Source organism: Corynebacterium sp. HMSC058E07, from assembly GCF_001809885.1.
GTDB classification, from domain to species: Bacteria; Actinomycetota; Actinomycetes; order Mycobacteriales; family Mycobacteriaceae; genus Corynebacterium; species Corynebacterium macclintockiae.
On record NZ_KV799268.1, the window covers coordinates 82682 to 95780 of the forward strand.

Annotated in this window: 9 protein-coding genes and 1 pseudogene; 6 read left to right on the top strand and 4 right to left on the bottom strand. The window is 61.6% G+C overall.

Annotated elements, in window-relative coordinates:
• Positions 1-28: 28 nt before the first annotated feature.
• Together HMPREF2678_RS03620 and HMPREF2678_RS03625 are read right to left on the bottom strand one after the other, a co-directional pair.
• On the bottom strand, positions 29-1609 hold the full coding sequence (locus HMPREF2678_RS03620) for a M1 family metallopeptidase (RefSeq protein WP_070550932.1): 1581 nt from the start codon (positions 1607-1609) through the stop codon (positions 29-31).
• Between the two features lie 114 nt (positions 1610-1723).
• Positions 1724-2953 (bottom strand): alpha/beta hydrolase, encoded by a 1230-nt coding sequence (locus tag HMPREF2678_RS03625; RefSeq protein ID WP_070550934.1) that lies wholly within the window; start codon positions 2951-2953, stop codon positions 1724-1726.
• 368 nt (positions 2954-3321) lie between these two features.
• Here HMPREF2678_RS03625 and lpdA point away from each other — a divergent pair, with 368 nt between their 5' ends.
• Together lpdA and HMPREF2678_RS03635 are read left to right on the top strand one after the other, a co-directional pair.
• Positions 3322-4752 (top strand): dihydrolipoyl dehydrogenase, encoded by a 1431-nt coding sequence (lpdA, locus tag HMPREF2678_RS03630; RefSeq protein ID WP_070550937.1) that lies wholly within the window; start codon positions 3322-3324, stop codon positions 4750-4752.
• 66 nt (positions 4753-4818) lie between these two features.
• Positions 4819-5928 (top strand): hypothetical protein, encoded by a 1110-nt coding sequence (locus HMPREF2678_RS03635; protein WP_230580257.1) that lies wholly within the window; start codon positions 4819-4821, stop codon positions 5926-5928.
• Between the two features lie 51 nt (positions 5929-5979).
• Here the strand turns inward: HMPREF2678_RS03635 and ramB are convergent, their stop codons facing one another.
• Complete coding sequence (ramB, locus tag HMPREF2678_RS03640; protein ID WP_051879557.1) at positions 5980-7509, bottom strand: acetate metabolism transcriptional regulator RamB; 1530 nt, start codon at positions 7507-7509, stop codon at positions 5980-5982.
• A gap of 218 nt (positions 7510-7727) precedes the next feature.
• Here ramB and HMPREF2678_RS03645 point away from each other — a divergent pair, with 218 nt between their 5' ends.
• The 3 genes from HMPREF2678_RS03645 to HMPREF2678_RS03655 all read left to right on the top strand — a co-directional run bounded on the left by HMPREF2678_RS03645 (position 7728) and on the right by HMPREF2678_RS03655 (position 10730).
• The gene (locus HMPREF2678_RS03645) at positions 7728-8525 is read left to right on the top strand and encodes a hypothetical protein (RefSeq protein WP_070550939.1); all 798 of its coding nucleotides are present in this window, start codon (positions 7728-7730) and stop codon (positions 8523-8525) included.
• Positions 8526-8595: 70 nt separating this feature from the next.
• Positions 8596-9387, top strand: coding sequence for a hypothetical protein (locus HMPREF2678_RS03650; protein WP_070550941.1), 792 nt, complete (start codon positions 8596-8598; stop codon positions 9385-9387).
• Between the two features lie 32 nt (positions 9388-9419).
• On the top strand, positions 9420-10730 hold the full coding sequence (locus tag HMPREF2678_RS03655) for an Ig-like domain-containing protein (protein WP_070550943.1): 1311 nt from the start codon (positions 9420-9422) through the stop codon (positions 10728-10730).
• A 157-nt stretch (positions 10731-10887) separates the two neighbouring features.
• On the opposite strand, the gene aceA is transcribed toward HMPREF2678_RS03655, so the two are convergent.
• Positions 10888-12183, bottom strand: a complete 1296-nt coding sequence (aceA, locus tag HMPREF2678_RS03660; protein ID WP_034972636.1) for an isocitrate lyase — start codon at positions 12181-12183, stop codon at positions 10888-10890.
• A gap of 497 nt (positions 12184-12680) precedes the next feature.
• Between aceA and HMPREF2678_RS03665 the strand changes: the two are divergent.
• Positions 12681-13099: pseudogene (locus HMPREF2678_RS03665) on the top strand (malate synthase G); the annotation flags it as partial.

Genomic DNA, 13099 nt, shown 5'->3' on the forward strand with positions numbered 1-13099 from the left:
GTGAACCTTCTTGGGCGAGACCCTGGGGTTAGTCCTGCAGCCTGTCGCCGAGCTCACCGAGCTTCTGTCCAACGCGCTTCAACGCATCTACTGCTCGCGCGGGTCCGGAAGCATCGACCATCTCCGCCGCCGGGCCTGCGGGGAGCGCACGGAGCTGTTCGCCGCTGAGCTCGGTGCCCTCGCCGCCGGGGAAGTCGGGCAGTTCTTCATGACGCAACCAGCGGTCGAAAAGCCCCTGCACCTCACTTCGGGCCACACCGTTTTCCTCGGCGACGGTGCTTGCCAGGTTTTCCAGGTCGCGGGTTTCCACCAAGCCCATGCGGTGCTGGGTGGTCCAGCGCTTGACCATGTCGAAGAAGGCGTCGTCGCCCAGCAGCACGCGCAGGGCGTGTACGGTGACGGCTCCGCGCTTGTAGAGCCGGTCGTCGAACATGTCGTCGGCGCCGGGGTCGATCAGCAGAATGTCCTGTGGCTTGTCTGCGAGTGCCTGGTGGTGCGCCCACGCATGATGGGCGGCGGGGATGCCCTGCGACTTTTCAAACCACAGCCACTCGGAGTAGCAGGCGAAGCCCTCGTTCAGCCAAATATCCCGCCACTCGACAAGGCCCACAGAGTTGCCGAACCACTGGTGGGAAAGCTCGTGGGCGATCAGGCGCTCCCACGTGTGCTTGCCGTCGGCGTGGTTGCAGCCGAACATGCTCATTCCCTGGGCCTCGAGGGGGATCTCCATCTCCTCATCCGTGACCACGACCGAGTACTCCGGGAAGGGGTAGGTGCCGAAGAGCTCCGAGTAGACCTCGACCATCTCCGTCTGCTGGCCGAAGTCCTCGTTGACCAGCTCGCGTACCCGCTTGGCGTGTTCGGTTCCCTGGGGTAGCCATCCAAAAACCGGCACGGTTTTGCGGCCCAGTTCTGCGCTGCGGAAATCCACCCGCTGGTAGGGGCCCACGTACACCGCAGCCAGGTAAGTGGCCATGGGGTAGTTGGTTTCGAATACCCGCGTGGTGTTGTTGCCCTTGTTGAATTGCTCCACCAGGGTGCCGTGAGCGATGGCGGTGACGTCCCGGTGGGCGGTGATGGCAATGCGGAACGTTGCCTTTTCGTCCGGCGTATCGTCGCAGGGGAACCAGCTGGGGGCGCCGTTGGGCTGGCCTGCAACCAGGGCGCCGTTATCGGTTTCTTCCCAGCCGACCTCGCCCCACTTGGAGCGCAGCGGGCGCGGGAAGCCACCGTACTTGATGGTCAGGTCGAACGACTGGTCCTCCGCGACTTCCTCCACGAAGGTGATCGTCAGCTTGTTGCCGTTGTGGCGGAACCGACGGATCTTGATTGCCCCGTTGGTGGCTGCCACCCCGTGGCCGGAGACTTCCACTCGGTTGACCGCCAGGTTGCTGGCCAGGTCCAACGTCATCGTCTTCAATGGCCGGTAGTTTTCTACCGCCAGGCGAGCCACACCACGCAGGTGGTTGGGTTCAACGTCGTAGTCCAGTTGCAGGTCGTAGCTCAGCACGTGGAACCCGAGGTTGAAGTCCACACCCGTGTAGGCATCCCGGGCTCCGGCGATGGGGGAGCTGCGGAAAGGACGAGGCTGCTGTTGGGATTGCTTCATGTAAGGCACACTACTATCTGCATAGGACAACCCCCGCCACGGAGGTGCTCTCAGTGGCGGGGGAAGTGGTCTTTAGCTATTGCAAGTGATCGCAGGCGCTAGTCGGAACTTCTCTTAGGAGCCCGAGGTGGAGCCTGCCCAGTAGTCTTCCGGAGAGATCGGCTTGGTCGGCTGCAGCTTCGGACGCTCGGCACCGGTGCCCAGGCCGTTAACCAGGTGCTTCCAGTAGCCGCGCAGGTCGTCCTGCCAGTAGCCCCACTGGTGCGTGCCTGCCGGGCGGAAGTTGTAGTTCACCGGGATGCCCAGCGCGTTGGTCTTGCGGGCCAGGTCTCGGGTGCAGGCGTTGGTGGCGCCCTCGATAACAGCACCCTCGAAGATGACTGGAGCTGCGGAGGACAGCTGGCCATTCACGCGCTCGGACCACGGCATATCGTGCTCGCCCGGGAAGCCGGAGCTGGTGGAAACGTAGATGTTCTTCTGGCCACGCAGCTTCTCAGCGTTGATCAGAGCATCGTTGTTGCGGGCAACCTCACCGTCTACTGGGCCCCACATCTTGGTGAAGTCCGTGCCGCCGCGGTTCAGAACCAGGTCGATGAACTTCGGGGTCAGGCCGGTGGTGGTTGCAGCGCAGCCGGAGAAGGAGCCGACGGAGTCGTAGAAGCCCGGGTGGTGCTGGGCGTACAGCAGAGAGGTTGTGCCGGTCATGGACATGCCGGCGATAGCGCGCTTGTCGTTAGCCTTCAGAGCCGGCTCGATGGCCTGTGGCAGCTCGCGGGTAAGGAACGTCTCCCACTTCTGCGGGCCCTTGATCTCCGAAGTGTCCGGCTCGGTGACCCAGTCGGTGTAGTAGGAATACGCTCCGGTCATCGGGATAACGATGTTCGCACCGATGCCCGGGCTGACGGTGCCCTTGGAAGGATCGCTGTTGCCGCCGTAGTAGGTGACGATGTCGGTCTGGCGGATCCAGTTAGCGATGCCCTGGCCGCCGTCTGCGCCGTTCAACATGTACAGGGTCGGCGCGTTATCGCGCTTTTCCTTGTCCTTCGGCTGGATAACGACCAACGGGATGTGGCGCTTCATCGAAGGAGAGTAGGCAGAAACTTCCTGGATGTTGTCGAAGCCCTTGTCGTTCCAACTCTTGATGATGCTGCGCCAGGTGGTGGTGTCCTCCGACAGTCCCTGGGTCTCGGTGTTCAGGCTGATCTTTGCCGGAGCGATGCCGTCGGCCTTCTGTGCAGCAGAAACGCTTGCGGCCTGGGCGGCTGGCGCGACAGCAGAAACGGTGGCAAAGGGAGCGATCGCTGCCGTGACGGCGGCCAGAGTGCGGACGATGCTTCGCTTCATAAAGTTGATCCTTCTGTGGGAGTCACACCTGGGGAAAGGTCAGAATTTTAAGAGCCCGAGGCGTGAGTGATCATTGTGAACGGGGGAGGCTTCACCGAGGAGTCTCAAGGAATTCTCAGTGAATCTCTAAGGCAAGGGGGAGTTTACCCAATTTAGTGCGGTTATAGGAACCCGAGGAGGGAAAAGTTTCCGCGGGGAACCCAAACAGGGGTGTTATGAATATGGCTAGTGGGTCTAATGTTACTAAAGTTAAAAGTTTTTCTGGAGTGACCGCTGGTTGGGGCGTGGGGCGTCATTAAAGAGTGTCGTAGAGAACAAAGCCAAGCCCGACAAACACGAGCGAAGAACATTAAGTACCCTTGGGACTTGTGGCTAAAGAACATTTTGACGTAGTAGTACTCGGAGCAGGCCCTGGCGGATACGTGGCGGCGATTCGCGCCGCTCAGTTGGGTCTGAAGACCGCCGTTATCGAAAAGCAGTACTGGGGCGGCGTATGCCTCAACGTGGGCTGCATCCCCTCGAAGGCGCTGATCCGCAACGCCGAACTTGCGCACACCATCACTAAGGAAGCCAAGACCTACGGCATTACCGGCGACAACATCTCGATGGACTTCAAGGTTGCGCACCAGCGCTCCCGCAAGGTCTCCGGCAACATCGTCAAGGGTGTCCACTTCCTGATGAAGAAGAACAAGATTCAGGAAATCCACGGACGCGGCAACTTCGTCGACGACAAGACCATCGAGGTTTCCGACGGTGACGATGCAGGCAAGACCATCACCTTCGATAACTGCATCATCGCCACCGGCTCCGTTGTGAAGTCCCTGCCGGGCGTAGAGCTGGGTGGCAACATCGTCTCCTACGAAGAGCAGATCCTGGACGAGAACAAGCCGGACTCCATGGTCATCATCGGCGCAGGCGCCATCGGCATGGAGTTCGCCTACGTGCTGTCCAACTTCGGTGTGGACATCACCGTCGTTGAATTCATGGACCGCGTTCTGCCGAACGAGGACAAGGATGTGTCCAAGGAAATCGCCAAGCAGTACAAGAAGCTGGGCGTAAACCTGAAGACCGGCCACAAGACCACCGCCGTCCGCGACCTGGGCGAAGGCAAGGGCGTGGAGGTGGACATCGAGTCCGCCGACGGCTCCAAGAGCGAGACCCTGAAGGCCGACCGCGTGATGGTCTCCATCGGCTTCGCACCCCGCGTGGAGGGCTACGGCCTGGAGAACACCGGCGTGAAGCTGACCGAGCGCGGCGCCATCGACATCGACAACGAGATGCGCACCAGTGTTCCGCACATCTACGCCATTGGTGACGTCACCGCCAAGCTGCAGCTGGCCCACGTTGCCGAGGCACAGGGTGTGGTCGCTGCCGAGATCATCGCCGGCGAAGAGACCGAGCTGCTGGGCGACTACATGATGATGCCGCGCGCCACCTTCTGCTCCCCGCAGGTTGCATCCTTCGGCTACACCGAGGAAGCCGCCAAGAAGAAGGCAGAGGAAGAAGGTCGCGAAGTGAAGGTCGCCACCTTCCCCTACACCGCAAACGGCAAGGCCCAGGGCCTAGGCCACGCAGTGGGCTTTGTGAAGCTGGTGGCAGACGCAGAGTACGGCGAACTGCTGGGCGCCCACATGGTCGGCCCGGACGTGTCCGAGCTGCTGCCGGAGCTGACCCTGGCGCAGCGCTTCGACCTGACGGCCGAAGAGATCTCCCGCAACGTCCACACGCACCCGACCCTGTCGGAGGCCATGAAGGAAGCCGCCCACGGCATCGCCGGCGGGCACATGATCAACCTGTAAAAGGTTGTAGCGCCCGGCTCCTTTCGGCGGGGTCGGGCGTATGTCGTCATCCCACCGCCATGATTGGTGCAACGATTGCCTGAGAAGATTGGCCTGCTGGCAGACCGCGGCCTGCCAGCGGTGCGTGTGCGAGCGCTGCTCAAGGAGCTAGACGAGGTCTCACAGAAGCACGTTTCCGGGGACAAGCCGATCCTCGAATTCCGCACCGGAACGCTGCCCATGGATGAGTTCGGCAACGTCCGCCTGGCCGATTCCGCCCCCGGTATTCTGCGCGATTACGGCTGGGATCGGCTGGTGTACGTTACTGACCTGCCCCTTACCACCCGACGACCGGTCATTAGCCAGACCGTCGAACACGGCCGGGCCACCATGCTGTGCCTGCCGGCCTTCGGGCTGCTGCGGGCCAAAGAGGGGCTGCGCCAGGAGCTATCGCGCCTGGTCTGCGGCAAACCCGCCGGAGCCGGCCAGCGCGAAAAAGGCGTGGACGACATCGAAGGCGGCGACGTGGAGGCCGATACCACCCGCGTGCTGGAAGGTCGCGGCCGAACCCTACGCCTGCTGCTGGGAATGATCCGCGGCAACCGCCCCGGGCAACTCATCAGGGTGCTGTCCAGCTGCCTAGCCACGGGCGTGGCCACCGGTGGCTTCGGCATCTTCTACGGTTCGGTGTGGGAGATGTCCTACCTGATCAGCTCCTGGCGGCAGATCATGATCACCATCCTGTCGATCACCCTGTTGACCTTCTGGCTGATCTACAAAAACGGCCTGTGGAACGGGGCGTATAGCCGCAACCCGGAACCCACTACGGTGAATGTAGCCACTGGTGGCGCTGCCCAGCCCGCCGCGGATAGTGCCGCATGGTGGCGTGCGCGGATGGATAACTTGGCCACCACCGGTACGGTGCTGATCTCCGCGACTGGGGTTTATATCCTGATTTACCTCACGATGCTGCTGGTCAGTGCCGCCGTCGTGCCGGTTCCCTTCTTCGAAAGCCGGGTCAATGCGGACATCACGCCGGTGGATTATCTGACGTTGGCGTGGTTCGCGGCGTCCCTAGGTACCCTCGGCGGGGCGCTCGGATCGAGCTTCGATACCGACGAATCGGTGCGCGAAGCTACATACAACCGCCGTGAGCTGCAGCGCAGGCAGATCGTCGGGCTCTTCGACGGTGACTAGCGCCCACTGCAGGAACCAGCGCCATAGGAACCAGCGCCGCAGGAACCAGCACTAATACGGCGACACGCTCGAACGGTGCGGGTCGATTTCCACCGTGCGGTTGATCGGCGGGAAGGCGCGCTGCGGGCAGTTCTCGCGCGGGCACAATCGGCAGCCAGAGCCAATCGGCACCGCCGCGGACGTGTCCTTCAGATCCAGCCCGTCCGAGTACACTGTGCGGTCGGCGTGCCGCAGCTCGCAGCCCAGTCCGATGGCGAACATCTTCCCCGGCTGCCCCCACGCCGCGCGGTGGTGGTTCACGGTGCGGGCGATCCACAGGTAAGTCCGCCCGTCGGGCATCTGCGCGATCTGGCGCATGATCTTGCCGGGGTAGCTAAACGTCTCGTACACATTCCACAGCGGGCACGTGCCGCCGGAGTTCGATAGGTGCAGCCCCGTCGCAGACTGACGTTTGGACATGTTGCCCGCGCGATCCACGCGCACGAAGGTCCAGGGCACGCCGCGCAGGCTGGGGCGCTGCAGGGTGGACAGGCGGTGGCAGACCGTCTCGTACCCCACGCCGTATTCGCGCATGAGGAACTCTAGGTCGTAGCGCGATTCCTCCGCGGAGCTGTGGAATTGCCGGTAGGGCAGCAGCAGTGCGGCGGCATAGTAGCTGGCCAGACCGCGCCGGGCGAGCGCGCGGGTTTCTTCGGATTGGAAGTGTCCCAGCTCCACTAGCGAGTCGATTGTCGTTCCGGCTTCCAGGTACGCCAGCTCCGTCGCCAGCCGGAACGCGATCTGCCCGGGGCGCATCTTCGCCGACACGTGCAGAGTCTTTCGTTTCGGATCGAACTTGTGCTGCGTATCGCCCAGGTCGCGCGAGTAAATCACCTCCACCTTGTGCACTTGCTGCAGGCGCTCGGCGAGGATCTGTTCTGTGTGGTGTATCTGGTTCGCCCCGATGTTTATTCTGGACGCCAACTTTTCCGCCGCCACATCTAGAACATCGATGTAGTTCTGCCTGGCGTAGAAAAAGTCACGGACTTCCTCATGGGGCATGGAGAACGCCTCGGGGCCGGAGGCGCGACCGAAGAGTTCGCCCTTGGGCGTGATGGAGAGGATGGCGGAGCCCTGCACGCGTTCTTCTGTGAGCAGCGACAGGGTGTCCGAAACGTTGCGGTAGCGGGAGTGCAGATCCACGAAGGCGCGGGCGAGGTCCGGGTGGTTCTTCACAAGCGCTGCCAGTTCGGTAACGTCCGCCGGGGTGGGGCTGATTTCCGGGTCCAGGGTCACGTCCTGGATTTCCGCGAGAAGGCGGGTGGAATCTTGATCGGCGAAGAAGGTCGGGTCGATGCCGAAGGCTGCGGTGATGCGCTCGAGGACGGCGACGGTCAGTGGGCGCCCGTCGTGTTCGATCTGGTTGACGTAGCTGGCGGAAAGATCCAGGATTTCGGCCAGGCGAGCCTGGGAGATTCCGCGCTCTTTGCGTAGTTGGCGCAAGCGGGAGCCGACGAAGGGGCGCTCTGCATTGCGTTCTGTATTGCCTGCAGGGCTGGCTGCGTGCTCCGTTCCCTGTGTGTGTTCAATCCGTTTGCCCATGGTGCCCATCAGTATATTCATGGCTTTCAGAGGGAAGTCTGCTGGATATATTTAGCGATATAACTGTCTTTTCTTATGCTTTATATCGAAAAGGGGGTTTTATCGGCGCTTTTACCCCCTACTGAGCACTGTGTATTTGACCTTGTGTGGGTAATATGTCCTCGACTGTATCCGTCGGTGTGATGCAGTAAGACTGACTTGAAAGAGAGCCCGTCCGAATGATCCGTTTCCCCCTTTCCATTTCCCGCCGAGTAACCCGCATCGGCGTTGCTAGCGTAGCCGCCGTGGCAGCCTGCGGCACTGTGGCGCTGACCCCTGCCTCCGCAGATACCCTGGTGAGCCAGCTGCCTGGCGCGTCGGCCGACGGCACCGTCGTGGTTACTGATAGTCCCCGCGTCAAGGTTGACGTAGAAGCAGCCGATGCCGCCAACGGCACCGTCAAGGTCACGGTAAAGAACACCTATGACCACAAGTTCCGCTGCGCAGCCCCGGGCGCTGCACCGAAGGATTCCAAGCCCGCCGAGCTGCCCAATGCGGTAGCCACCGCCGACATCGTCTCCCAGGCTGTGAATTACTACCGCGAGCAGCCATTTTCCCCAAAGGACGGTGTAGCTGCCCCCATCCTGGGCGTAGTTCCCACGACTCCTTTCCTGAAGTACGTTCCCGCTGGCAGCCTGGGCCGCCTGTTCGGCAAGGATATTGCTACCCGCGCTTCTCTGGCACGCCAGTGGGATTCGGCACGACTGGCTGGTCACACCGCAGAATTGGCTCCTTTTGATCTGGAGCCCCTCGCTACCCAGGAGTTCACCGTCAAGCTGAACGCGCCGGGCAACGGGGAGCGCACCGAATTCGCCGCTGGCGCCCTGCTCTACTGCACCGATGTCACCGCAGACCCGAAGCAGTCTTACATCTTCGCCGGTTACCAGCCGGGTGCCAAGCCGGCTCCCGCAACCGCTGGATCTTCCCGTCCGGCCGGTTCCGCACCGTCTAGCCTGCTGGGTTCTTCCTCCCGCTAGCGCTTAGTGCTTCCCCAAAGTTCCAAGATTTGTTACTCCTCGATTCATTCGTCCTCGAGAGGAATTCCCCATGTCAAAGACATTTTCGAAGTCCCTGCTGGCTGTAGCGCTGTCGACCACCGTGGTGGCGGCGCTGTCTAATGGCGCCGTCGCTAGCGCAGCCAATGTTGTTCCCGGTGCGGATACGACTGGCGTTGTTGTTTTTACGGACAAGCAGGATCTGAGCGTCAAGGTTAATGCTGCGGACGCCACCGCTACCGCCATTACCGGCACCGTAACCAACCACACTGATTTGGCCTTTACCTGTGCAGGTGTTCAGGGCAAGGACACGTCTGCCGGAGACGTGACTACCAGCGACCTGGTTGCAAAGTCGGTCGAGTACTACCGCAACAACTTGCACTACGTTGCTCCGAATGTAGATGTGAAGACCCCTTCGCTGCCGCTCATCGGCCAGCTTAACCTGGGCACTTTGAACCTTGGTTCTTCCGCCGGTCTGCTGCAGGGGCTGGGCTCGTTGCTGGGTAAGGCCAACAAGGATCGCAATGACATTTCCGGCGAGTACAGCGCTGCCCGCGTAGCGGGCCACGCTGGTCAGATCGCTAAGTTCACCGTTGCCCCGCAGTCCACGGTGGATGTGAAGGCTGCACTGCCGGCTCCGAGCTCCGGCGCTCGCACTGACTTCGACGCTGCGGCGTTCATTATGTGCACTAAGGATGGCAACAACGAGGGAGCCTACGTATTCGCGGGCTACGAGGAGGGCACCGTCAAGCCTTCCCGTTCGGCCCAGGGGTCCTCTAAGGGTTCCGCTAAGGGGTCCTCTGCGATGCAGGGCTCGTCCCGTGGCGTGCTGTCTTCCAGCTAGTTTCAGTGTGATGTGAGAGAAGAAGAAAAGAAATGAATAATTCTCGCCGCGTGCAGCGGCACAGCATCGTCCGCATCGCCCGCGCGGGCTCTATCGCTGGCGCTCCCGGCGTGGCCGTGGCAACAGTGTTGGCTTCCGCAGTGGTACCCAGCGCTTCGGCTGCAACAGCCTCCGAGTCGTACACCGATTCGTCGTCGGTCTACACCCGTACTGTCAGCAATACCGAGCCTTCCGTGGGACAGAAAATCACCTACACGCAGACGTTTACGACGAAGCGAAGCACCGACAGTATCTACAACTGGCAGAACAAGGTCGATGCCTGCCTGAAGTACGTACCGGGTTCCGCTACCTTGCAGATCGGTGATGGTGGGACGATCCCGCTGCCGAACAGCGCGGTTAGCACTGAGCCGGGCGTCACAACGATCACCTCTACCGAGGCGAAGGGGTACTGGGAGTTCAGCGCCACGAGCCCGCACACCTTCACGCTGGACTACGAGGTCTCGGAAGAGTGCTCCACGGAGCAGCCTTTGCAGTCCGGTTTCGCCTACACCTACAGGGGCTGGCTCGGGAAGTCTTCGAAGGATTACGCACCGAGCAAATTCAACGGCGGCCCCGCTGTCAAGGTGCAGGAGGCCGCCAAGGCGCAGACTTCCCTGGATCTCAGCGCGCTGCCGGAAGTTGTAGAGAAGGCCGCGCCGCTGAAGCTGGAGGCCAAGTTGGCGATTACGCAGTCGCCGGCAAACGGTGAGGCAGCCACTGTGACCGGTCGCAACGTCGAGTTCGTTTCTAACGGCCAGGTTCTCTGCATCGCGGAGGCCAACGAGGACGGCGTGGCTACCTGTGACTGGACCCCGGAGGCCACGGGGGAGGCGTCGATCGTCGCCCGCTTCGCCCCGGTGGATAACCTGCTGGGCGCGACTTCCGCACCGGTGAAGACGCGCGTTGTCACCGCTCTGCCGAAGGCGCCGACCGAGGTGCGCGTCGAGCCCACCCCGCTGCGGAGCACGGACGTGGCTCGTGTCAGCGGCAAGGCTGCGGCGGGGCAGTTCGTAGAGGTTACGGGTCCGGCGGATACTCGATGTGTGGCAACTGCGGACGCAGAAGGCTCCTTCGTCTGCGAACTCGGCTACCTGCCGGTGGGTAAGGGGCGCCAGATCACGGTGAATGCCAGCCAGGAGGGCGTGAAGTCCCCGGCCGCAATCGTGACGGTGGATGTGGAGGGCAAGACCCTGACCGAGTGGGAGCGCATCGTGGAGTTCTTTAAGTCCTTGGGTGCGCGCCTCGCCGCGCTCTTCGGTGGCGGCTCCAACGGCTCTACCGGATCCCTTTCTTCCAGTAGCTAGCGCCATTTGGTGCTAGCGCAGCAGGGTGGCTAGCGCCTAGTTAGTAAAGAGTTAGTTAGCAAAGAGCCCGGCCAGCACATTCGTGCTGACCGGGCTCTAGCGGTGTGCGGGTCTAATGACCCGCGCAGCTAGTTCCTAGCGCTTGAAAGCAAGCGGCTTAGTGGAACTGGCCCTCCTCGGTGGAGCCCTTCAGGGCGGTGGTGGAGGAGTTCGGGTCGACGGTGGTGGCGATCTTGTCGAAGTAGCCTGCACCGACCTCGCGCTGGTGCTTCACAGCGGTGAAGCCGCGCTCCTTGGCGGAAGCGAACTCGCGGTTCTGCAGCTCCACGAAGGCGGTCATCTGGTTGCGGGCGTAGCCGTAAGCCAGGTCGAACATGGAGTGGTTCAGAGCGTGGAAGCCTGCCAGGGTGATGAACTGGAACTTGAAGCCCATTGCGCCCAGCTCGTTCTGGAACTTGGCGATGGTGTCGTCGTCCAGGTGTGCAGACCAGTTGAAGGACGGGGAGCAGTTGTAAGCCAGCAGCTGGTCCGGGAACTCGGAGCGAACAGCCTCAGCGAACTTCTTAGCCAGCTCCAGGTCCGGGGTGCCGGTCTCCATCCAGATCAGGTCAGCGTACGGAGCGTAAGCCTTGGCACGGGCGATGCAGGGCTCGATGCCGTTCTGCACGTTGTAGAAGCCCTCAGCGGTGCGGCCGCCGGTCAGGAACGGCTTGTCGCGGTCGTCAACGTCGGAGGTCAGCAGGGTAGCAGCCTCAGCGTCAGTACGAGCAACAACCAGGGTCGGGGTGTTGGCAACGTCAGCTGCCAGACGTGCGGAGTTCAGGGTACGGATGTGCTGCTGGGTCGGGATCAGAACCTTGCCGCCCAGGTGGCCACACTTCTTCTCGGAGGCCAGCTGGTCCTCCCAGTGGGTACCTGCAGCGCCGGCCTTGATCATGGCCTTCTGCAGCTCGTAAACGTTCAGTGCGCCGCCGAAGCCAGCCTCGCCGTCGGCAACGATCGGCACCAGCCAGTTGTCAACGGAGTCGTCGCCCTCAACGCGAGCGATCTCGTCTGCGCGGGACAGCGCGTTGTTGATGCGCTGAACGACGGACGGAACGGAGTTCGCCGGGTACAGGGACTGGTCGGGGTAGGTGTGGCCGGACAGGTTAGCGTCACCAGCGACCTGCCAACCGGACAGGTAAACAGCCTTCAGGCCTGCGCGAACCTGCTGAACGGCCTGGTTACCGGTCAGGGCGCCCAGGGCGTTGATGTAGGAGTCGTCATCCTTGTTGACTGCTTCCCACAGGATCTCAGCGCCGCGGCGTGCCAGGGTGTGCTCTTCAACAACGGTGCCCTGCAGCTCAGCGACCTGCTCTGCGGTGTAATCGCGCTCGACGTTAGCCCAGCGGGGGTTCTCGTCCCAGTCCTTCTGGATTTCTTCAGCGGTACGTGCCTTGCCGACGTTCGACATGTAGGGGTCACTTCCTTACTAATTAAGGGGAGAGTTATGTCATGGTCCCTGCCCGGGGGTTCCTGGCGGGGGGACAGCGATTCGCACACTCGGAGGCCTAACGTCACCGTTAGGTGAAGTCTGCGTTTCGTGTCTCTGCCTATGAGAGTACCAACCCAAATAACCGCGTCAATGCCGGTCAGGCGGATATTTATGTGTGGGGGTGGTCACTCTTTTTGTTAATTTTGTGAAGTTTTTCTCCCTCCTGTTTCTTAATGACGCCCCAGGGTTAGAACGTGATCTGGCTCTCTTGCTGGACTTATAGGTGTGGTGCGCCACGGGATGAGACGCGGCGTCAAAAAGAAAAAGAGAAATAGTCATGCCCGAAAGTCCCCGTCTGTGGGGGTGAGAAAAGTGCGATCTATAACCAACTTCGTGCCCATGGTGAGGGAAGTCACCTAGTCTTTGTGAGTAGAGACCTTTGAATAGGTAGATCGACCAATAAGTGAGGAGTCACCATGACCCAGACCGAGCGTGTAACCGCCGGCGGCCTTCAGGTTGCCAAGACCCTTTACGACTTCGTGAACACCGAGGTACTTCCTGTCATTGGCAAGGATTCCGCCGAGGAGCAGGAGAAGTTCTGGGATGGCTTCGGCAAGATCGTCGAGGAGTACACCCCGCGCAACCGCGAGCTGCTGAACACTCGCGACGAGCTGCAGAAGAAGATGGATGCTTGGTACGAAGACCACAAGGGTGCTCAGGATCCGGAGGAGTACACCGCGTTCCTGAAGGAGATCGGCTACCTGGTCGACGAGCCGGGCGACTTCGAGATTACGACCCAGAACATAGATAGCGAGATCGCAGAGACTTCCGGCCCGCAGTTGGTTATTTCGGCGTTGAACGGTCGCTTCGCGCTGAACGCGGCGAACGCCCGCTG